19 protein-coding genes are annotated in these 19712 nt (G+C 74.6%); 3 read left to right on the top strand and 16 right to left on the bottom strand.

The genetic code is table 11. The features are described from left to right. Positions 1–59: 59 nt before the first annotated feature. From ACK586_RS02225 to ACK586_RS02210, 4 genes are read right to left on the bottom strand one after another with little or no spacing between them, the layout of a single operon-like run. Positions 60–1274: an NADP-dependent isocitrate dehydrogenase gene (locus ACK586_RS02225; RefSeq protein WP_409328811.1), complete on the bottom strand. Its 1215-nt coding sequence runs from the start codon at positions 1272–1274 to the stop codon at positions 60–62. A gap of 43 nt (positions 1275–1317) precedes the next feature. Then, positions 1318–2271, bottom strand: a complete 954-nt coding sequence (gene mdh / locus ACK586_RS02220) for a malate dehydrogenase (protein ID WP_409328810.1) — start codon at positions 2269–2271, stop codon at positions 1318–1320. A 36-nt stretch (positions 2272–2307) separates the two neighbouring features. Continuing rightward, complete coding sequence (locus ACK586_RS02215; RefSeq protein WP_409328809.1) at positions 2308–2643, bottom strand: DUF3017 domain-containing protein; 336 nt, start codon at positions 2641–2643, stop codon at positions 2308–2310. Between the two features lie 8 nt (positions 2644–2651). Then, the gene (locus ACK586_RS02210) at positions 2652–3521 is read right to left on the bottom strand and encodes a bifunctional methylenetetrahydrofolate dehydrogenase/methenyltetrahydrofolate cyclohydrolase (protein ID WP_409328808.1); all 870 of its coding nucleotides are present in this window, start codon (positions 3519–3521) and stop codon (positions 2652–2654) included. Between the two features lie 132 nt (positions 3522–3653). Between ACK586_RS02210 and ACK586_RS02205 the strand changes: the two genes are divergently transcribed. Further along, entirely contained in the window at positions 3654–4337 is a 684-nt protein-coding gene (locus tag ACK586_RS02205; RefSeq protein WP_409328807.1) for a hypothetical protein, read from the top strand. A gap of 5 nt (positions 4338–4342) precedes the next feature. Here ACK586_RS02205 and ACK586_RS02200 read toward each other — a convergent pair whose 3' ends face one another. From ACK586_RS02200 to ACK586_RS02150, 11 genes are all read right to left on the bottom strand, one after another. Beyond that, positions 4343–4645, bottom strand: a complete 303-nt coding sequence (locus ACK586_RS02200; RefSeq protein WP_409328806.1) for a hypothetical protein — start codon at positions 4643–4645, stop codon at positions 4343–4345. 65 nt (positions 4646–4710) lie between these two features. Further along, the gene (locus ACK586_RS02195) at positions 4711–5400 is read right to left on the bottom strand and encodes a pentapeptide repeat-containing protein (protein ID WP_409328805.1); all 690 of its coding nucleotides are present in this window, start codon (positions 5398–5400) and stop codon (positions 4711–4713) included. Then, positions 5400–6953, bottom strand: coding sequence for a bifunctional phosphoribosylaminoimidazolecarboxamide formyltransferase/IMP cyclohydrolase (gene purH, locus ACK586_RS02190; RefSeq protein ID WP_409328804.1), 1554 nt, complete (start codon positions 6951–6953; stop codon positions 5400–5402). Before purH ends, ACK586_RS02195 begins: the two co-directional genes overlap by 1 nt. Beyond that, positions 6950–7573, bottom strand: a complete 624-nt coding sequence (gene purN, locus ACK586_RS02185) for a phosphoribosylglycinamide formyltransferase (RefSeq protein ID WP_409328803.1) — start codon at positions 7571–7573, stop codon at positions 6950–6952. Before purN ends, purH begins: the two co-directional genes overlap by 4 nt. A 10-nt stretch (positions 7574–7583) precedes the next feature. Next, positions 7584–8822 carry a cell division protein PerM gene (locus ACK586_RS02180; RefSeq protein ID WP_409328802.1) on the bottom strand — a complete coding sequence of 413 codons (1239 nt, stop codon included), beginning with the start codon at positions 8820–8822 and terminating at the stop codon, positions 7584–7586. A 132-nt stretch (positions 8823–8954) separates the two neighbouring features. Continuing rightward, complete coding sequence (locus ACK586_RS02175) at positions 8955–10052, bottom strand: hypothetical protein (protein ID WP_409328801.1); 1098 nt, start codon at positions 10050–10052, stop codon at positions 8955–8957. Positions 10053–10124: 72 nt separating this feature from the next. Beyond that, positions 10125–11060: a hypothetical protein gene (locus ACK586_RS02170; protein ID WP_409328800.1), complete on the bottom strand. Its 936-nt coding sequence runs from the start codon at positions 11058–11060 to the stop codon at positions 10125–10127. Between the two features lie 247 nt (positions 11061–11307). Continuing rightward, positions 11308–12186, bottom strand: coding sequence for a succinate--CoA ligase subunit alpha (gene sucD, locus ACK586_RS02165; RefSeq protein ID WP_409328799.1), 879 nt, complete (start codon positions 12184–12186; stop codon positions 11308–11310). 29 nt (positions 12187–12215) lie between these two features. Continuing rightward, positions 12216–13376 carry an ADP-forming succinate--CoA ligase subunit beta gene (gene sucC, locus ACK586_RS02160; protein ID WP_409328798.1) on the bottom strand — a complete coding sequence of 387 codons (1161 nt, stop codon included), beginning with the start codon at positions 13374–13376 and terminating at the stop codon, positions 12216–12218. Between the two features lie 148 nt (positions 13377–13524). Further along, complete coding sequence (locus tag ACK586_RS02155; protein WP_409328797.1) at positions 13525–13914, bottom strand: methylmalonyl-CoA mutase; 390 nt, start codon at positions 13912–13914, stop codon at positions 13525–13527. A gap of 22 nt (positions 13915–13936) precedes the next feature. Beyond that, entirely contained in the window at positions 13937–14830 is an 894-nt protein-coding gene (locus tag ACK586_RS02150; protein WP_409328796.1) for a hypothetical protein, read from the bottom strand. A gap of 397 nt (positions 14831–15227) precedes the next feature. On the opposite strand from ACK586_RS02150, the gene ACK586_RS02145 reads away from it, so the two are divergent. Both ACK586_RS02145 and ACK586_RS02140 read left to right on the top strand, forming a co-directional pair. After that, a complete protein-coding gene (locus ACK586_RS02145; RefSeq protein ID WP_409328795.1) occupies positions 15228–16118 on the top strand; it encodes an esterase/lipase family protein in 891 nt (296 codons plus the stop codon). 369 nt (positions 16119–16487) lie between these two features. Then, positions 16488–17369 (top strand): M23 family metallopeptidase, encoded by an 882-nt coding sequence (locus ACK586_RS02140; RefSeq protein ID WP_409328794.1) that lies wholly within the window; start codon positions 16488–16490, stop codon positions 17367–17369. A gap of 4 nt (positions 17370–17373) precedes the next feature. On the opposite strand, the gene pcrA is transcribed toward ACK586_RS02140, so the two are convergent. Beyond that, positions 17374–19695: a DNA helicase PcrA gene (pcrA, locus tag ACK586_RS02135; RefSeq protein ID WP_409328793.1), complete on the bottom strand. Its 2322-nt coding sequence runs from the start codon at positions 19693–19695 to the stop codon at positions 17374–17376. Positions 19696–19712: the final 17 nt, after the last annotated feature.

The following is a 19712-nucleotide window of genomic DNA, read 5'->3' as shown; positions in this document are numbered from 1 at the left end:
GCTCGCGCCGCGCGGAGCGTGGCGTGAGGAGGACGGGGTCCTTGTTCAGGCCGTCCTGCTCAGGACATGGCCTTCTGCAGGTTGGTGTCGATGGCCGCGAGGAAGTCCTGGGTGTTCAGCCAGGCCTGGTCGCGCGAGATGAGCAGCGCGAGGTCCTTGGTCATCTGACCGCCCTCGACGGTGTCGATGCAGACCTTCTCCAGCGTCTCGGCGAACCGGGTGACCTCCGGGGTGCCGTCCAGCTTGCCCCGGTGCGCCAGGCCCCGGGTCCAGGCGAAGATCGAAGCGATCGGGTTGGTCGACGTCTGCTCCCCGCGCTGGTGCTGCCGGAAGTGCCGGGTCACCGTGCCGTGGGCGGCCTCGGCCTCGACGGTGCGCCCGTCGGGGCTCATGAGCACCGAGGTCATCAGCCCCAGCGAGCCGAAGCCCTGCGCGACGGTGTCGGACTGGACGTCGCCGTCGTAGTTCTTGCAGGCCCAGACGTAGCCACCCTCCCACTTGAGGGACGCCGCGACCATGTCGTCGATCAGCCGGTGCTCGTAGGTGATCCCGGCCGTCTCGAAGCGGTCCTTGAACTCGGCCTCGAAGACCTCCTGGAACAGGTCCTTGAACCGGCCGTCGTAGGCCTTGAGGATCGTGTTCTTGGTGGAGAGGTAGACCGGGTAGTTGCGGTTCAGGCCGTAGTTCAGCGAGGCCCGGGCGAAGTCGCGGATCGACTCGTCGAGGTTGTACATCGCCAGGGCCACGCCGGCGCCGGGCGCCTGGAAGACCTCGTGCTCGATCGGCGCGGAGCCGTCGGCCGGGGTGAAGGTCACCGTCAGGGTGCCCTCGCCCGGGAAGCGGAAGTCGGTGGCGCGGTACTGGTCGCCGAAGGCGTGGCGGCCGACGACGATCGGCTTGGTCCAGCCCGGCACCAGCCGCGGCACGTTCTCCATGATGATCGGCTCGCGGAAGATGACGCCGCCGAGGATGTTGCGGATGGTCCCGTTCGGGGAGCGCCACATCTTCTTGAGGCCGAACTCCTCCACCCGCGCCTCGTCCGGCGTGATGGTGGCGCACTTGACGCCGACGCCGTGCTTCTTGATCGCGTTCGCGGAGTCGACCGTCACCTGGTCGTCGGTGGCGTCACGGTGCTCGATGCCCAGGTCGTAGTACTCGAGGTTCACGTCGAGGTACGGGAGGATCAGCTGGTCCTTGATGAACTGCCAGATGATCCGGGTCATCTCGTCGCCGTCGAGCTCGACGACGGTGCCCTCGACCTTGATCTTGCTCATGGTTCCCTCTCTGCAGCTCCGGCCGGTGCGGCCGGAGGTCGGCTCACAGGTCGGCGATGTCGGCCTGCTTGGCGCGCACGGCCTCGGCCGCCTCGCGCAGCCCGGCCAGCTCGCTGTCGGTCAGATCGCCCTGGACGACCCGCCGCACTCCCTCGCGCCCGATCTCGGCCTCCACGCCGAGGTAGACGCCGGAGATGTCGTACTCGCCGTCGACCCACGCGCACACGGGCATGACGGCGCCGGAGTCCTCGATGACCGCCTTCGCCATGCGTGCGGCGGCCGCGGACGGCGCGTAGTAGGCCGATCCGGTCTTGAGCAGCGCGACGACCTCGGCCCCGCCGTTGCGGGTCCGGGTCACCAGCTCCTCGATGCGCTCGGCGGGCAGCACGTCGGCCAGCGGCTTGCCGTCGACGGTGCACCGCGAGGGCACCGGGACCATCGTGTCGCCGTGCGACCCGAGCGTCAGGGTGCGCACGGAGGCGACGGGGACGCCGCACTCCTCCGCGACGAAGTGGCTGAACCGGGCCGTGTCGAGCATCCCGGCCTGACCCATGACCCGGTTCCTCGGGAAGCCGGTGGCCAGCTGCGCCAGCGCGGTCATCTCGTCGAGCGGGTTCGACACGACGATGACCACGGCGTCCGGGGAGGTCCGGGCGACGTTCTCGGCGACCTCGCGGACGATCTTCGCGTTCGTCTCGATGAGGTCCATCCGGCTCATGCCCGGTTTGCGCGGCAGTCCGGCGGTGATCACGACGACGTCGGACCCCTCGGTGCCCTCGTAGGAGCCGCCCCCGACCCCGACGACCTTCGTCTCGAAGCCCTCGATCGGGCGGGACTGGTTGATGTCGAGGGCCAGGCCCTCGGGCTTGCCCTCGACGATGTCGGTGAGGACGACGGTCTCGAAGACGTCGTACTCCGCCAGACGGAGAGCGGTGGTCGAGCCGTAGAAGCCGGCACCGACGACGGTGACCTTGCCGTTCCTGGGCTGCTCTGCCATGGCGGCCAACCTAGCGGCAGAACGCACCCCGCCGCCTCAGCGGGGGCTCGGAGGCAGCAGGGGGACGGTCCCGGCGTCGGCCGGGATGGCCAGCGCGACCGCGACGACGGCCACCCCCACGCCGGCCAGCAGGACGACGTCGACCGGCCGGCTGCGGACGGCGAGGAAGCCCACCCGGCGCACCGGCAGGAGCAGCCGCAGGACCGCGGCGACCACCAGGGCGACGCCCATGACGACCAGCCCGCGCCGCCAGTGCTCGAACGCCACCATGGCGAGCCCCACGCCGACCGCGACGATCACGGCGAGCAGCGGCAGCTGGCGCAGCAGACCGGCGAGGAAGGGCCGGCGGCGGTGGAGCGGCGGACGGGTCATGGTCACCATCAGGCCGAGAGCGCCTCGACGCCGGCCGCGCGCTCCGCGGCCAGGACCACGTTCAGCAGCAGCATGGCGCGGGTCATCGGGCCCACGCCGCCGGGATTGGGCGCCACGTGCCCGGCGACCTCGACGACGTCCCTCGCGACGTCCCCGGCGATCTTCCCGTCGACCCGACTGACCCCCACGTCCAGCACCGCGGCTCCCGGCTTGACCACGTCCCGGGTCACGAGCCCGGGGACGCCGGCGGCCGCGACGACGATGTCGGCGGACCGCAGGTGCGCGGCCAGGTCGCGGGTGCCGGTGTGGCAGAGGGTCACGGTGGCGTTCTCGCTGCGCCGGGTGAGCAGCAGGCCGAGGGGGCGGCCCACGGTGATGCCGCGGCCGACCACGACCACCTCGGCTCCGGCGATGGGCACGTCGTACCGGCGCAGCAGCTCGACGATGCCCACCGGGGTGCACGGCAGCGGCCCGTCGACGCCCAGGACGAGCCGGCCGAGGTTGGTGGGGTGCAGCCCGTCGGCGTCCTTGGCCGGGTCCATCGCCTCGAGCACCGCGTACTCGTCCACCTGCCGCGGCAGCGGCAGCTGGACGATGTAGCCGGTGCACGCGGGGTCGGCGTTGAGCTCCTCGACGACGGCGAGCACGTCGGCGAGGGTCGCGGTCGCCGGGAGCTCGCGCTGGATGCTGGCGATCCCGACCTGAGCGCAGTCGGAGTGCTTGGCGCCGACGTACCACCGGCTGCCGGGGTCGTCGCCCACGAGCACCGTGCCGAGGCCGGGACGGTGGCCGGCGGCGGTCAGCGCGGCCACGCGCTCGGTCAGTTCGGTCCGGATCGCGGCGGCGGTCGCCTTGCCGTCGAGGGTCGTGGCGGGCACGGGCGACAGTCTGCCCGAACCCGCCCGGGCGACGGCGGCGGTGTGCCCGGCAGTCGTCCGGCGAGGCCGGCGCGGCCCTAGGCTGGCGTGCCCGTGGGCGCCTTCCCGCCCGCGTCAGCCGCGAGGAGAGCCATGAGCGAGCGCGACCAGTCCCCTGCCGCCCCCCGCCACGACGTCCCGGGGCAGCAGTCCGCCGGGTGGCGCGAGAGCACGACCCCGGGGCTGCAGCCGGTCGGCAGCGCCGCCTACTCCGGCGCCGGGGCCAGCGCGGTCGGTTCCGGAGCGGGCGGTTCCGGAGCGGGCGGGCCGGCGGGTGAGGGCCGGTCGGGCACGGGCGCCCACGGGTACCCCGAGCAGAGCGAGAGCTACTACACGACGCCGCAGTACTCGACCTCGCCGGTCACGGTGCGCCGTCCCGATCCGTCGGCCGCCCTGCTGCTGGTGCTCGCCGGGGTGGCCGCGGCGGTCTCCCTGGCGCTGGTCTGGGTGCCCGGGGCCAGCGGCTGGGACCTCGTCTCCGACGGCTTCGAGGACTTCGACGCGGGCTCGTGGCAGCCCCCGGTGATCGTCCTCGCCGGAGGTGCGCTCCTGGTGCTGGGCCTGCTGTGCCTGCTGCCCGCCCGGAGCCACAAGACGCTCGGCGTCCTGGCGCTGCTGGCGACCATGGCGGCCGCCGGTGGCACGCTCGTGGCGCTCAACGCGACCGAGTTCACCTGGGACGCCTTCGAGCTCGGCTTCTGGTTCGCCCTGGCGGTCCCCGCCCTCGGGCTGCTCGGCTCGCTCAAGGCGATGCTGACCGGCCCGAAGGTGCGGTAGGGCGGTCAGGCCCGGCGGCGGCGGTCGGCCTGCATGAGGTGGACGACGATCCCCTGGTAGCCGGACGCGACGTAGCCGGAGAGGTCGGAGCACCTGATCCGGCCCGGCAGCGGCGCGCGGTCCTCGGCGGGCAGGAGGGGCTTGCGCGAGCGGGGCAGCAAGGAGCGCAGGGTGCGCCGGGTGGCGGCCACGGCTCCCCGCGGGAAGTCGGCCCCGCCCAGCGAGCCGTCGCTGCGCTGGTGGACGACGTCCTTCCAGACCGAGAGCGCGCAGGCGACCATCAGGACGAGGACCAAAGCGACGAGCATGCCCACATCATCAGGATCTCAAACCCGTGACGGAAGGGTTCGCTTTCCCACGGGTCACGGCAGCCTCAGTCGGTCACCAGCGCCCCGTGTGCCCGTGCGACCTGCACGGACTGCGCCAGGTCCAGGCGGACGCCGGTGAGGTCGAACGTGCGCCAGTTCACAGCATCGGTGACGGCGCCGCGCAGGTCGCTCCCCCGCAGCTTGGCCCCCTGCAAGCGGGCGCGCCCGAGGTGCGCCCCGGTGAGGTCGCACTCGCGCAGGTCTGCGTCGGTCAGGTCCGCCTCGGTGAAGCGCTGACCGGACAGGTCCGAGCCGGAGAGGTCGACCCCGCGCAGCGAGGTCCAGCTCCAGTCGCTGTCGGAGGTGGTGAGCGGCCGCAGGGTCGCCCCCGGGAAGTGCGAGCCGGTGAGCTTGCACCCCTCCCACACCGCGTCGAACAGCCGGGACCGGTCCAGGCGGCAGGAGAGGAACGCCGTCCCGATGTGCCGCGAGCCGGCCATGCGGGCGCCGGTGAGCACGCACTGCTCGAACACGCAGCGCCGGGTGACCAGCTCGGTGAGGTCGGCGTCGTCGAAGCGGCAGCGGACGAAGGTGACCTCCGCCAGCTCCGCGCCCCACCAGTCGACCCGCGCGAGATCGGCGTCCTCGAGGGTCTCCCCGGCCTCCGGCGGCCGGACATGGGGCTTGGGCCCGTGGCCCCCTCGCAGGGACCCGCTGCGAGCCTGCGAGTGGCGGGGGGCGAGGGGGTCGTTCATCAGTGGGCGAAGTGGCGCGTCCCGGTGAGGTACATCGCGACGCCGGCGGCGGCCGCGGCGGCGACGACCTCCGCGTCGCGGACGGAGCCCCCCGGCTGGACGACGGCGCGGACCCCGGCGTCCACGAGCACCTGCAGGCCGTCGGCGAACGGGAAGAACGCGTCGGAGGCGGCGACCGAGCCGGCGGCCCGCTCGCCGGCCCGCGCCACGGCCAGCCGGGCGGAGTCGACGCGGTTGACCTGGCCCATGCCCACGCCCACCGTCGCCTTGTCGTGGGCGAGCAGGATCGCGTTGCTCTTCACCGCCCGCACGCTGCGCCAGGCGAAGACGAGGTTGTCCAGCTCCGCGGCGTCCAGCGGCTCGCCCGTCGCCAGCGTCCAGCTGGTCGGGTCGTCGCCGGCGGCGTCGATGCGGTCGGCCGCCTGGAGCAGCAGGCCCCCGCTGACCGGCCGCAGCTCCGTGCCGGCGCGGGAGCCGGTGAGCAGCCGGAGCAGGCGGATGTTCTTCTTCGCCGTGAGCACCTGGACGGCGTCCTCGGTGAACGACGGCGCCACCACGACCTCGGTGAAGACGTCGGCGACCTGCTCGGCCATCGCGAGGTCGACCTCGCGGTTGGCGGCGATCACCCCGCCGAAGGCCGAGACCGGGTCGCAGGCGTGCGCCTTGCGGTGGGCCGAGGCGATGTCGGGACCCACGGCGATCCCGCAGGGGTTGGCGTGCTTGATGATCGCCACGCAGGGGTCGCGGTGGTCGTGCGCGGCACGCCAGGCGGCGTCGGTGTCGAGGTAGTTGTTGTAGGACATCTGCTTGCCGTGCAGCTGCTCGGCGTGCGCGAGGCCCGGCTGCACGCCGCGGTACAGCGCGGCCCCCTGGTGCGGGTTCTCGCCGTAGCGCAGGACGTCGGCGCGCTCCCAGCTCGCCGCCACCCACTCCGGGAAGGCGGCGCCGTCCTCCCCGGGCGCCAGCACGCTGCCCATCCAGGAGGCGACGGCGATGTCGTAGGTGGCCGTGTGCCGGAAGGCCGCGACGGCCAGGCGCCGCCGCTCGGGGAGCGTGAACCCGCCGGCCCGGACCGCGGCGAGCACGTCGCCGTAGCGGGCGGGGTCGACGACGACCGCGACCGAGGGGTGGTTCTTGGCCGCGGCCCGCACCATGGCCGGGCCGCCGATGTCGATCTGCTCGACGCACTCGTCGGGCGTGGCACCGGAGTCCACCGTCTCGGTGAACGGGTAGAGGTTCACCACGACCAGGTCGAAGGCGCGGATGTCCAGCTCCTCGAGCTGGGCGACGTGCTCCGGCCGGCGCCGGTCGGCCAGGATCCCGGCGTGCACGGCGGGGTGCAGCGTCTTGACCCGGCCGTCGAGGCACTCGGGGAAGCCGGTGACCTGCTCCACGGGGGTCACCGGGACGCCCGCGTCGGCGATCCGGCGAGCGGTCGCGCCGGTGCTGACCAGCTCGACACCGGCCTCGGCGAGCCCGCGGGCGAGCTCCTCGACGCCGCTCTTGTCGTACACGCCCAGCAGCGCGCGACGGATGGGGGTGCGGTCGCTCATCGGGGGGTCTCCCTCTTCCTGCCTCCGGCCGGCCGACCGGCGGCGAGCTGCGCCACCGTGTCCACCAGGAGCGTCCGCTCCACGGCCTTGATCCGTTCGTGCAGCCGGTCCTCGTCGTCGTCCGGCAGCACCGGCACCTCGCGCTGGGCGATCACCGGGCCGGTGTCCACGCCGGCGTCGACCCAGTGCACCGTGCTGCCCGTGACCTCGACCCCCGCGGCCAGCGCGTCCCGGACGGCGTGCGCCCCGGGGAAGGCCGGCAGCAGCGCGGGGTGGGTGTTGAGCAGCCGGCCGCCGAAGGCGCCGAGCACCGCCGGGCCGACGATCTTCATGAACCCGGCCGAGACCACCAGGTCGGGCCGGTGCACGGCGATCGCGTCGGCCAGCGCGCGGTCCCAGGCGGAGCGGTCGGGGTGGTCGCCCAGCCGGCAGACGAAGGTGGGGAGCTCGCGCCGGCGGGCGTGCTCGAGGCCGGGCGCCTCCCGGTCGGCACCGACGGCGACGACCGCCGCCGGGTAGGCCGGCTCGTCGGCGGCGTCGAGCAGCGCGGCGCACAGCGACCCTGCACCGGAGACGAGGACGACGACGCGGGCTCGCCCGGACGAGTCGGCGGACGGCACGCCGGTGATCCTAGAAGGACCCCGGGACCCCCTTCCCGCTCGGCTGCTCGCGGCGGCTCCGAGCACCGATGGCCGGTCGGCTGCCGGCCCGCCAGCGGGTGACCACCGCGGCGAGGACGGCGGCGATGCCGGCCTGCGCGGCGACGGCCAGCCCGGTCGCCACCGGGCGTGCGCCGACCTCCGCCAGCCCGCCGTCGCCCAGGGCGCCGCCGCCCGCCCACGCGAACACGCCCGCGGCGACCCCCATCAGCGCCCCGGAGACCACCGCCCACAGCCCGGCGACGACGGGCCCGCCGTCCCCGGTCAGCCGGCGGCCGACGACCGCCCCGGCGACGAGCCCGGCCGTCGCCGGGACCGCGAGGGAGACCAGGGCGATCAGCGGCACCGCCTGGGTGTCGGGCAGGGCGGCGAGCAGCGGCAGCGCCGGCAGCGGCCCGAGCGTCACCGTGTCGGCCGAGATCAGGGTGGCCGCACCGACGGAGAACCCCGGTCCGGCGGCCATGCCGAGGACCGCGGCTGTGGCGTTCGGCAGGAGCAGCAGCGCGAGGCCCAGCAGACCGACGGCGCCCGCCCCCGAGCCCCCCAGGTCCGCTGACAGCCGCGCATATCCCGCGGCGTCGGCCGCCACGGCGATGGCCACGATCGCGGTGCACAGCGCCAGGGCGGTCAGCGCCCCGGCCGCGGCGCCGCGGAGCGCCGGCCGGACCGGCGCCGGGAGGCGGTCCAGCACGTCGTCGACCAGGCCGCTCTGGCGCGCCACCCCCCAGCCGGTGGCGAGCGCGGCGAGCGCCGCGGCGCCGCCGACCGCCTGCAGGAGACCGCGGCCGGGCGCACCGACGGCGACGGCGACCAGCAGCGCGACGAGGGCGTGCACCGCGACGGCGACGCCGGTCACCTCGGCGGCGGCGCGGGCATCGGGGACGTCCGAGGCGTCGGCCACCCCGCGGCCCACCCGGACCAGCCCCCAGGCCACCCCGAGGGTGAGCAGGAGCGGCGCGAGCGCGAGCGGGCCGGACTCGAGCTGCAGCCGGCCGCCGTGGGCGAGCACCCACAGCCGGCCGGCGAGCGCGGCGCATCCCCCGACGGACAGCCCGCCGGTGGGGTCGAGGGTCTGCACCACGACGAGGGCGAGCGTCAGCGCGACCAGCCCGAAGACCGAGAGGGCGGCGACCGCCGCGACGGCCAGCCAGACGGGGTGGCCGGGGACCCGCCGTCCGGAGGACGTCAGACGCGACAGCAGCGGGACCACGTGCCCCACTATCCCGACCGCCGGCCGCGGACGGGCGCGCCACGCGCCGGGGAACGCGACGAGGGCCGGCGACGCGACGTCGCCGGCCCTCGTGCGTACCGGTGCTGGGCGCCCCCCGGGGGGCGCGAGCGGTCAGAACCCCCCGGTGGGCTGCCCCGGGGTCGGACCCTGGCCCGGCTGGCCGGGCTGGCCGGGCTGACCCGGCTGACCCGCCTGGCCCGGCTGGACCGGCGGCGGGGGCGGGGGCGAGTAGGGCTGCTGGGGTGCCTGCGGCTGCCCGTGGTGCGGTGCCTGCGGCTGCCCCTGCTGCGGGGACTGGGACTGCGGCTGCCCGTAGGGCTGCTGCGGTGCCTGCGGCTGGCCGTACTGGGGGGACTGCGGCTGCCCGTAGGACTGCTGCGGTGCCTGCGGCTGCCCGTACTGCGGGGACTGCGGCTGGCCGTACTGCTGGGCACCGCCGAAGCCGCCTCCGGCGCCGGGGCCGGCGTGGGCACCGGCCTTGCGAGCCTTCAGCTCGGGCAGCAGCCTGAGGACGGCGACCGCGGTGATGGCGACCACCGTGAGCAGCGCGAGGAACGCGACCACGCTGAAGGGCGCCTCCTCGTCGACGGTCAGCACCTGGATCCAGCAGATGAACATGAGCAGCAGCGCGAGCGCGCTCAGCCCGACGGTGACGAAGCTGCGCGGGAACGGCAGCTTGAGGTCGACGAAGGCCGGGAGGATCGCCCAGACCGCGGCGGCGAGGATCAGGAGCCACGCGATGACGGACAGGGCCGTCGAGTAGCCGATGTCGAAGCTGCCGAAGCCGCCGACCTCGACCGAGCTGCTGAACCCGTTGACCGAGTCGTCGATGCCGTCGGTCTCCTGGTCGAAGCCGAACCACGGCAGGATCATGAACAGGGTCAGCAGGACCCAGCCGCCGGCGATCAGCCAGTCGAGGAGCGAGACCTTCGACAGGTCGAAGGAGCGGGAACCCCCGCCCTGGCCGGCGAACGTGGGCTGGCCGTGCTGGGGCTGGCCGTACTGCTGGGGCTGCCCGTACTGCTGCGGTTGGCCGTACTGCTGAGGCGCCGGCTGCTGCTGCCCGTAGGCCGGCGGGGTGGGCTGCTGCGGCGGCTGGGACTGGCCGTACGGCGAGGAGCCGCCCGGCTGTTGGCCGTACCCCGGCTGCTCACCCGGGGACGGTTGCCCGAACCCTCCGGGTTGCTGGGGCGGCTGACTGCTGGACATTCGACGACTCCTCTGCTGTGACGGTGGCGGGCCGGGCCCACCGGCGGGACGGACGGCGTGCGGACGCCGCGGTCAGGCTCCGCCGGTCGGCTGACCGGGCGTGGGCCCCTGGCCGGGTGGGGCCGGCGGGGGCGGAGGCGACTGCGGCTGCTGCCCGTACTGCTGCTGCGGGGGCTGGGGCTGGCCGTAGGACTGCGGCTGGCCGTACTGCTGCTGCGGGGGCTGGGGCTGGCCGTAGGACTGCGGCTGGCCGTACTGCTGCTGCGGAGGCTGGGGCTGGCCGTAGGACTGCGGCTGGCCGTACTGCTGCTGCGGGGCCTGCGGCTGGTTGCCGAAGGCGGGCGCCTGCTGGTTGGCCCACTGCGCCGCGTTCGCGAGCCCGCCGGGCAGGCCGGGGCGGTTCCTCAGCTCCGGGAGCAGGCCGAGGACCGCGAAGCCGGTGATCGCGGCGGCGACCAGCAGGCCGAGCAGGGACCAGAGGCTGAAGTCCAGCTCGAGCGTGTCGATCCAGGCGATCAGCGTGAAGAGCAGCCCCAGGCCGGTCAGGCCGACGGTCACGAAGCCGCGCGGAAAGCCCAGCTTGAGGTCGGTGACCGCCGGCAGCAGCGCCCAGACCGCGGCGAGGAGGAAGAGGATGAAGGCCGTCGTGGCGGCGCCGGAGTTCCAGCCGCTGGCGCCCACGTCGACGAATCCGTTGTCGAACTGGTACCAGTCGAAGAAGAGCAGGAGGAAGTACACGAGGAAGCCGCCGGCGATCACGTAGGACGCCATCGTGAGCTTCTTGGGGTCGAACGAGACCGAGCCGCCGGTCCCGGCCGGCTGCGCGTAGGGGTTGTGCGCGTACCCGGGCTGCGGCTGGCCGTAGGGCTGCTGCGGAGGCTGCTGGGCGTGGCCCGGCTGCGGCTGGCCGTGCGGGGAGGAACCGGCCGGCTGGCCGTACCCGGGCTGCTGACCCGGGTCGGGCTGCCCGTAGCCACCCGGCTGCTGAGGCGGCTGACTACCTGTCATCGGTCGACTCTCCTCTGTCATGGCACCCTGGTCGCAGGGATGCTGGCCCGTTGATGTTGACGCATGCAACCTCGCCACGCCTAGAACTCCCCCGTGCGGGTCGGTTCGTGACCCGGCCGACACACGGCTCCGCCTCCTCGCGCGGGCCCGGCCACGCCCGTGCCGGACGAGGAGCTCCCGGCCCTGGAGACGCCGCTGCCCCGGTCGTCCGAGGGAGGACCGGGGCAGCGGGCGACGGCGAGGCGGACTAGCCGCCGACGATCTCCCGCATCAGGCGCGCGGTCTCCGACGGCGTCTTGCCGACCTTGACCCCGGCGGCCTCGAGGGCCTCCTTCTTGGCCTGGGCGGTCCCGGCCGAGCCGGACACGATGGCGCCGGCGTGGCCCATCGTCTTGCCCTCGGGGGCGGTGAAGCCGGCGACGTAGCCGACGACCGGCTTGGTCACGTTCGCCTTGACGAAGTCGGCGGCCCGCTCCTCGGCGTCGCCGCCGATCTCACCGATCATGACGATGGCCTCGGTCTCCGGGTCGTCCTGGAAGGCCTGCAGGCAGTCGATGTGGGTGGTGCCGATGACCGGGTCGCCGCCGATGCCGACGCAGGTGGAGAAGCCGATGTCGCGGAGCTCGTACATCATCTGGTAGGTCAGCGTGCCGGACTTGCTGACCAGGCCGATCTTGCCCTGCTTGGTGATGTTGGCCGGGATGATGCCGGCGTTGGAGCGCCCGGGGCTGATCAGGCCGGGGCAGTTCGGGCCGATGATCCGGGTGGCGCCGCCCTGGGCGTGGGCCCAGACGTAGGTGGAGTCGTGCACCGGGATGCCCTCGGTGATGACGACGGCGAGCCCGATCTGCGCGTCGACGGCCTCGATGGTGGCGGCCTTCGCGCCGGCCGGCGGCACGAAGATGACGCTGACGTCGGCGCCGGTCTCCTTCATGGCCTCGGCGACGGAGCCGAACACCGGCACGCTGGCGCCGTCGAAGTCGACGCTCTGGCCGGCCTTCTTGGGGTTGACGCCGCCGACGATCGCGGTGCCGGAGGCCAGCATCCGCTGGGTGTGCTTGCGCCCCTCGGAGCCGGTCATGCCCTGGACGATGACCTTGCTGTTCTCGTTGAGGAAGATCGACATCTCTGAGTCCTGTCTGGTGTTCGGGGCGATCAGGCGGCGAGCTCGGCGGCCCGGCGCGCGGCGCCGTCCATCGTGTCCACCACGGTCACCAGCGGGTGGTTGGCCTCGGCGAGGATCCGCCGGCCCTCCTCGACGTTGTTGCCGTCCAGCCGGACGACCAGCGGCTTGGTCGCCTCGTCGCCCAGGATCCCGAGGGCGGACACGATGCCGTTGGCCACGGCGTCGCAGGCGGTGATCCCGCCGAAGACGTTGACGAAGACGCTCTTGACGGCCGGGTCGGAGAGGATGATCTCCAGGCCGTTGGCCATGACCTCGGCCGAGGCGCCGCCGCCGATGTCGAGGAAGTTGGCCGGCTTGACGCCGCCGAACTCCTCACCGGCGTAGGCGACGACGTCGAGCGTGCTCATGACCAGGCCGGCGCCGTTGCCGATGATGCCGACCTCGCCCTCGAGCTTCACGTAGTTGAGGTCCTTCTCCTTGGCCCGCGCCTCGAGCGGGTCCGCGGCGGCGGTGTCCTCCAGCGCCTCGTGCGCCTCGTGCCGGAAGCGGGCGTTCTCGTCGAGGGTGATCTTCGCGTCCAGCGCCAGGACGGTCCCGTCGGGGGCCTTGGCCAGCGGGTTCACCTCGACCAGGGTGGCGTCCTCCTGCTGGAAGACCTCCCACAGCTGGACGGCGATCGCGATGACCTGGTCGCGGACCTCGGCCGGGAAGTTCGCGGCGTCGACGATCTCGGCGGCCTTCTGCGCGTCGACGCCGGTCGTGGCGTCGACGGGGATCCGGGCCAGTGCCTCGGGCCGCTCGACGGCGAGCTGCTCGATCTCCATGCCGCCCTCCTTCGAGGCCATGGCCAGGAAGGTGCGGTTGGCACGGTCGAGCAGGTAGGAGAAGTAGTACTCCTCGGCGATGTCGGACGCCTGGGCGACCATCACCTTGTGCGTGATGTGGCCCTTGATGTCCAGCCCGAGGATGTCCTGGGCGCGGGCGCGCGCCTCGTCGGCGTCGGCCGCGAGCTTGACGCCGCCGGCCTTGCCGCGGCCCCCGACCTTGACCTGCGCCTTGACGACGACCTGCTGACTGATCTCGCGGGCGATCGCCTCGGCCTGCTCCGGCGTCTCGGCGACGCCACCGGGGAGGACGGGAACGCCGTGCGAGGCCAACAGGTCACGGGCCTGGTACTCGAAGAGATCCACGAGCAGGCACCGTAACGTCCCCGTCACCCCGCCGTCTCCCCGGCGATGTGAGGGGTGGGCGGCATCACAGACCGGTCACCCGGACGAGGTCCGGCGGTGGCATGGGCACCCACGGGCGACCGTCCTGCTCAGGGCCCCGCGCGGGGCGTCAGCTGCCGGCGCCGACGGTGCGCAGCCAGCCGACGACGTCGTCCGGGGCCGCGCCGGGCGGGAAGGCGCGGGCGCTCTCCGGGAGGTCGGCGCCGTCGGCCTCGGAGCCCACGGCGCCGATCAGGAACCCCGCGACGTCGTCGGCACCCTGGTCGGCTGCGCGGCCGAGGACCTCGGCGAGGAGGGCGCCGGAGCTCCCGGCCAGGCCCAGCGCGTCGGCGTCCTCCTGCACCAGGGTCGCCGCGAGCTGGGCCGGGGAGCCACCGCCGCCGGTGTGCACCACCTCCGCGCCGGCGACCCGCAGCGCGCGGGCCAGCGCGACCACCGCCCGGGCGCCGTCCCCGGTGCCGGGTCCGGCGACCACGACGCGCAACCGTTCGGCCTCCACGGCGGGCAGCGTAGGAGCCCCGTCAGCGGCGGGCCGGTGGCGGCCGGCGCAGCCGCCAGGCGAGCAGGGTGAGCCCCGCGTAGGCGACGCCGAGCAGGAGCAGCCCGACGCCGGGCAGCGTCCACTCCAGCTCCGGGGCGCCGGCGTCCCGCAGGCCGGCGAGCCCCGCGGACAGGACCGCGGCGGTGATCGCCAGCAACCCCCCGACGGCGGCCAGCCGCGGCCGCAGCGAGGGCGCCAGCGCCGAGCAGAGCAGGACCGCGCCGGCCAGCAGCAGGCCGCCGAGCAGCGCCCAGCCGGGACGCCCGTAGAGCGCCTGCGGGCCCTGCTGCTCGACGACGACCTCCTCCAGTGTGCGCGGGTTGGTGACCAGGAGCTCGGGCAGGCCCACCGCCGGCGCGGCCAGGCACAGGACCGTCGCACCGCCGAGCAGCGCGGCCGCACCGGCCAGCCCGGGACGGGCGGGGTCCAGCGACCCGTCGTCCTCCATCACGGTGCGCCCCCACGCCGCGGCGGCGCAGCCGCCGGCCAGGACGAGGCAGGTCAGCGCCGCGATGCCGAGCCACCACCCGGCGCCCCGGTCGACCGAGGTGGTGAGCACCCACTCCCCCGCGACCACCTCGCGGCCGGCGCGGGCCGTGGACCAGGTGCCGTCGTGCACCTCGATGAGCAGCGCGCCCACCGCGAGCGCGCCGGCGACGCCGGCGTGGGCGAGGCCGAACTTGGGCAGCCGGCCGGCGGCCAGGAGCGCGCCCACGGCCAGCGAGACGAGCGGGACGACGAGCCCGGCCGGCACGCCGGCACCGCCGGCCGCCAGCGAGGTCTCCTCACCGGCGAGGACGAGGTAGGTCGGGTCGAGGGCGGCGATCCCGAGCAGCCCCGCCAGCAGCAGCAGCCCTCCCGCGGCACGCGCCACCACCGGGACGTCGCCGACCACGAGGGCGGGGCCGGGGCCCGACGGGCGGCCGCCGGGCCGGCCGGGACGAGGCCTGCCGGCCGGACCCGCTCCGGAGCGGCCGCGGGCGGACCCGCCCGCCGGGGCACCGCCCCGGCCTCGGGCGGTCCGGGTGTCACCCGCCCGCCGGGCGGTGGCGGCCCGGGCGTCGCGGGCCGGTCGTTCGCGGGCGGACACGGTGCCCCCTTCGATCCGATGGTCACGAACCGGCCTCGAAGCGCCGGTCCGGGGGTGTCGCACGTGTGACGTGTGACACTCGGCGGTATTACCGTCGGGTGAACGGAGCACAAGCCGTGCTCAGCCACCGACGGAGCAGGTCTCCGGTCCCGCCGCGGGACCGACACGGGGAGGAGTGCCGATGCGGCCGCACACCGACCCGGGGTCGGAACCAGCGTCGCACACCGGCACGCCGGTTCCCGGAGCGCCACGAGGGGTCCTGCGCGCCCTCGCCCGCCCGGCCACGCTGACCGGCGGCATCACCGAGCTCGCCCTCGTCGGCGCGCACGTGCTGATGTACCCCCTCGGCGCGCGCACCGAGGTCCTGCGGCCGGACCCGAGCCGCCGGCCCGCCGCGGCCCCGCCCAGCGTCCGCGCCCTGTTCGCGGCCGATCCGCTGGCCGCGCGCGTGCCCGTGCTCCTGGTCCACGGGCTGGTCGACAACCGGTCGATCTTCACCGCCATGCGCCGCGGGCTGCGCCGCCGGGGCTTCGCCTCCGTCTGCACCTGGAACTACAGCCCCCTGCTCGGCGACGCCGCGGCGGGCGCGGCCGACCTCGGCGAGGAGATCGAGCGGATCTGCGCCCGGACCGGCCACGACCGCGTCCACGTCGTCGGCCACAGCCTGGGCGGGCTGATCGCCCGCTACCACGCGCAGCGGCAGGACGGCGCCCGCCGCATCCAGAGCCTGGTCACCCTCGGCACCCCGCACGCGGGCTCGGTGCTGGCCCACCTCCTGCCCACGCCGCTGGTCCGGCAGCTGCGCCCGGGCTCCGCGCTGCTGCAGGAGCTGGCCGAGCCGGCACCGGGCTTCACCCTCCCGGTGACCGCGGTCTACAGCGACCTCGACCAGCTCGTGCTGCCGACCAGCGCGGCGCGCTGCGACCACCCCGACCTCGGCGCGCGCAACGTACTGGTGCGCGGGGTGGGGCACATGTCGCTGCCGTTCTCCCGCACGGTGGTCGACGAGGTCGCCGTCACCCTGGCCGGCCTCCGCGGCGCCGCGCCGTCGGCCACCCCCGCGGCCGCCTGACCCCACCCGCCCCACCCGCACCACCCGACCGACGGTCCCGCCCCGGGCCGGCCGACGGGTCGGACGCGAGACCGACGCGGGGGACGACCCGCTGGTCAGCGCGCCGCCCCCGAGCCTCCCGCTGCCCGGTTTCCCGCTCGTCGGCGCCCCCCGGGCGCGGGCCGGCGTGCCGACGACCGCACGCCGTGTCGGTCGACACGGCGACACGCAGGGTCGCTTGCCCGTCACCTGACTGACGCACAGTTACGGTCCGATCACGGCGCCGGGACCACTCCCGGTGGGCGTCCCAGAACCGGTCGCCTCCGCCGCCGTCGCTCCCCCGACGGGCGCCCCCGGGCGCCGGCGGGCGGGCTCCACGGGAGGTGCCACGTGTCTCGCTCTGCCGGTCCCACGCTCCTGGAGCGTCCGGAGGACGCGGGCGAGCTCACCGGGCCCGCCCAGCTCACCGGCCGCTTCGGCCGCAGGGTGACCGCTCCCGCGAGCAGCTCGCCTCCCGAGGCCGGCAGCGAGGACGAGGACGGCGCCGGGGCCCACGGCGCGGCCGCCGGCGCAGCCCCCGGCACCGCGCCCGCCACCGGTGAGGACACCGCCGCCCGCCGCCGCCTCCCCCGTCCCCCGGGCCGCCGCGGCCCGCTGTGGCTGGCCGCCCTGGTCGCCGGCGCGCTGGCCGCCGCCACCCCCGGTTTCCTCGGGGAGGCGCCCGACGCGCCGGTCAGCGCGAGCGCCGCCGACTACGGGCTCGGCGACTTCGGTCTCACCGGGGAGATGGAGGACGTCAGCGTCCGCCAGGGCATCAGCGAGGCCGAGGCGCAGGCCAGGCTCGGCGAGCTCGCCGCCTCCCGCGCCGCCCGCACCCCCACGACGGCCGACCCGGTGCCCGGCGCCCGGATGACGACCTGCTTCTGCATGCGCTGGGGCGCCATGCACTACGGCGTGGACCTCGCCGCCCCGCTCGGGACCCCGATCTACGCGACGACCGACGGCGTCGTCCTCCGCGCCGGCCGCGCCTCCGGCTACGGCAACGCCGTCTACATCCAGGACGCCGACGGCGACGTCCACATCTATGGCCACATGCGCTACTACGACGTCTCGGCCGGCGACATCGTGCACGCCGGCGACGAGATCGCCCAGATCGGCAGCGAGGGCCAGTCCACCGGCCCGCACCTGCACTACGAGATCCACCGCGGCGGCATGGACGGCCGGCGGATCGACCCCGAGGACTACCTGGCCGAGCGCGGCGTCGCGATCTAGCCGGTCACAGCTTGACCAGCGGGGCGTAGCGCAGGACCAGGCGCTTGGTGCCGCCGCTGCCGAAGTCGACGGTCGCCTGGGCCTTGTCACCGACGCCGTTGACCTCGACGACCGTGCCGAGCCCGAACGCGTCGTGGCTCACCCGGTCGCCGACCTCGACCGAGACGACGGCCCGGTTGCCGGCACCGCCCCGCAGGCCCCCGGTGGACAGGCCGGTCGCCGCCACCCGCGTCTGCGCCGAGGAGTACCCGCGGCCGTAGCCGGTGCTCGGCGCCGGGGTCGGGGTGAGGTTGGCCCAGTGCACGGTGTCGGCGGGCAGCTCGTCGAGGAAGCGGGACGGCGGGTTGTAGGCCGGTTGCCCCCAGCTGGTGCGCACCGTCGCCCGCGAGAGGAACAGCCGCTGCTGGGCGCGGGTGATGCCGACGTAGGCCAGCCGGCGCTCCTCCTCCAGCTCCTTGGGGTCGCCGAGCGCACGCAGGTGCGGGAAGACGCCGTCCTCCAGCCCGGTCAGGAAGACCACCGGGAACTCGAGCCCCTTGGCGGTGTGCAGCGTCATGAGCGTGACGACGCCGGCCTCGTCACCGGCCACCGGGATCTGGTCGGCGTCGGCCACCAGCGAGACCTGCTCGAGGAAGTCGGTGACCGTGCCCTCGGGGTGGGCCGCCTCGAACTCCGCGGCCACCGAGACGAGCTCGTTGAGGTTGTCGACGCGCCCCTCGTCCTGCGGGTCGGTGCTCGCCGAGAGCTCGGTCAGGTAACCGGTGCGGTCGAGGATGCTCTCCAGCAGCGCGGCCGGGCCCGAGCCGGTCGCGACGAGCTGCTCGAACTCCTCCAGCAGGGCCACGAACTCCTGGATCGCCTTGAGCGACCGCGGCGCCAGCGAGGGCACCTCCGAGCACAGCCGCAGCGCCGAGGCGAACGGGATCCGCTCGCGGTCGGCGTAGGCCTCCACGCAGGCCTCGGCGCGCTCCCCGATGCCGCGCTTGGGGGTGTTGATCACCCGGCGCAGGCTCACCACGTCGGCCGGGTTGGCGACCACCTTCAGGTAGGCCAGCGCGTCGCGGACCTCCTTGCGCTCGTAGAAGCGCACCCCGCCGACGACCTTGTAGGGCATGCCGACGCGGATGAACACCTCCTCGAACACGCGGGAGGCGTTGTTGGTCCGGTAGAAGACGGCGATCTCCTTCGGCGCCGCCGTGCCCTCGTCGACCAGCGCGTCGATCTGCTCGGCCACCCACGCGGCCTCGTCGTGCTCGTTCTCGGCGACGTAGCCCTCGATCAGCTCGCCGTCACCGGCATCGGTCCACAGGTTCTTGGGCCGGCGGGAGGTGTTCTTGGCGATGACGGTGTTGGCCGCCCGCAGGATGCGCTGCGTGGAGCGGTAGTTCTGCTCCAGCATGATCGTCGTCGCCTGCGGGTAGTCGCGCTCGAACTCGTCGATGTTGCGGATCGTCGCGCCGCGGAAGGCGTAGATCGACTGGTCGGCGTCCCCCACGACGCACAGCTCGGCCGGGGGAACGGCCCCGCCCGCCGAGCCCTCGGGTGGCCCCACCAGCTCGCGGACCAGCACGTACTGCGCGTGGTTGGTGTCCTGGTACTCGTCGACCAGCACGTGCCGGAAGCGGCGGCGGTAGTGCTCGGCGACGTCCGGGAACGCCTGCAGCAGGTGCACCGTGGTCATGATCAGGTCGTCGAAGTCCAGCGCGTGCGCCTGACGCAGCCGCTGCTGGTAGAGCGTGTACGCCTCGGCGAACACCTTCTCCGGCGCCGTCTGCGGCGTGAACGCCTCCTCGTCGACCAGCTCGTTCTTCAGGTTCGAGACCTGGGCGGCGAGGCTCCGGCCGGGGTAGCGCTTGGCGTCGAGGTCCAGGTCGCGGGCGACCATCGACATGAGCCGCACCGAGTCGCCCTGGTCGTAGATCGTGAACGACGACTTCAGGCCCAGCTTGGCGGCCTCCGCGCGCAGGATGCGCACGCACATCGAGTGGAAGGTCGACACCCACATCGCCCGGGCGCGCGGGCCGACCAGCGCGGCCACCCGCTCCTTCATCTCGCCGGCGGCCTTGTTCGTGAAGGTGATCGCCAGGATCTCGCCCGGCTGCGCACCGCGGGCGCCGAGCAGGTAGGCGATGCGGTGCGTGAGGACCCGGGTCTTGCCCGACCCGGCACCGGCGACGATGAGCAGCGGGCTGCCCTCGTGCACCACCGCGTCGCGCTGCGGGCCGTTGAGCCCGGCGAGCATGCGGTCCAGCTCCCGCCCCGTCTGACCGCGCGTGTGCCGCTGGAGGGCGGCGGTACCGGGGAGGGCCTGCTGGACGCTGCTCATAGCCACACCACTGTAGT

It is taken from the genome of Trujillonella humicola (assembly GCF_046233715.1).
GTDB classification, from domain to species: domain Bacteria; phylum Actinomycetota; class Actinomycetes; order Mycobacteriales; family Geodermatophilaceae; genus Trujillonella; species Trujillonella humicola.
The sequence above is the reverse complement of the archived record's forward strand: the minus strand, read 5'-3'. Positions and strand labels throughout refer to the sequence as shown.

What these genes read in the sequence shown, in the direction of transcription:
- ACK586_RS02225 (WP_409328811.1), bottom strand. Translation starts at nt 1,274, where the DNA reads ATGAGCAAGATCAAGGTCGAGGGCACCGTCGTCGAGCTCGACGGCGAC.
- mdh (WP_409328810.1), bottom strand. Translation starts at nt 2,271, where the DNA reads ATGGCAGAGCAGCCCAGGAACGGCAAGGTCACCGTCGTCGGTGCCGGC.
- ACK586_RS02215 (WP_409328809.1), bottom strand. Translation starts at nt 2,643, where the DNA reads ATGACCCGTCCGCCGCTCCACCGCCGCCGGCCCTTCCTCGCCGGTCTG.
- ACK586_RS02205 (WP_409328807.1), top strand. Translation starts at nt 3,654, where the DNA reads ATGAGCGAGCGCGACCAGTCCCCTGCCGCCCCCCGCCACGACGTCCCG.
- ACK586_RS02200 (WP_409328806.1), bottom strand. Translation starts at nt 4,645, where the DNA reads ATGCTCGTCGCTTTGGTCCTCGTCCTGATGGTCGCCTGCGCGCTCTCG.
- ACK586_RS02195 (WP_409328805.1), bottom strand. Translation starts at nt 5,400, where the DNA reads ATGAACGACCCCCTCGCCCCCCGCCACTCGCAGGCTCGCAGCGGGTCC.
- purH (WP_409328804.1), bottom strand. Translation starts at nt 6,953, where the DNA reads ATGAGCGACCGCACCCCCATCCGTCGCGCGCTGCTGGGCGTGTACGAC.
- ACK586_RS02175 (WP_409328801.1), bottom strand. Translation starts at nt 10,052, where the DNA reads ATGTCCAGCAGTCAGCCGCCCCAGCAACCCGGAGGGTTCGGGCAACCG.
- ACK586_RS02170 (WP_409328800.1), bottom strand. Translation starts at nt 11,060, where the DNA reads ATGACAGGTAGTCAGCCGCCTCAGCAGCCGGGTGGCTACGGGCAGCCC.
- sucD (WP_409328799.1), bottom strand. Translation starts at nt 12,186, where the DNA reads ATGTCGATCTTCCTCAACGAGAACAGCAAGGTCATCGTCCAGGGCATG.
- ACK586_RS02145 (WP_409328795.1), top strand. Translation starts at nt 15,228, where the DNA reads ATGCGGCCGCACACCGACCCGGGGTCGGAACCAGCGTCGCACACCGGC.
- pcrA (WP_409328793.1), bottom strand. Translation starts at nt 19,695, where the DNA reads ATGAGCAGCGTCCAGCAGGCCCTCCCCGGTACCGCCGCCCTCCAGCGG.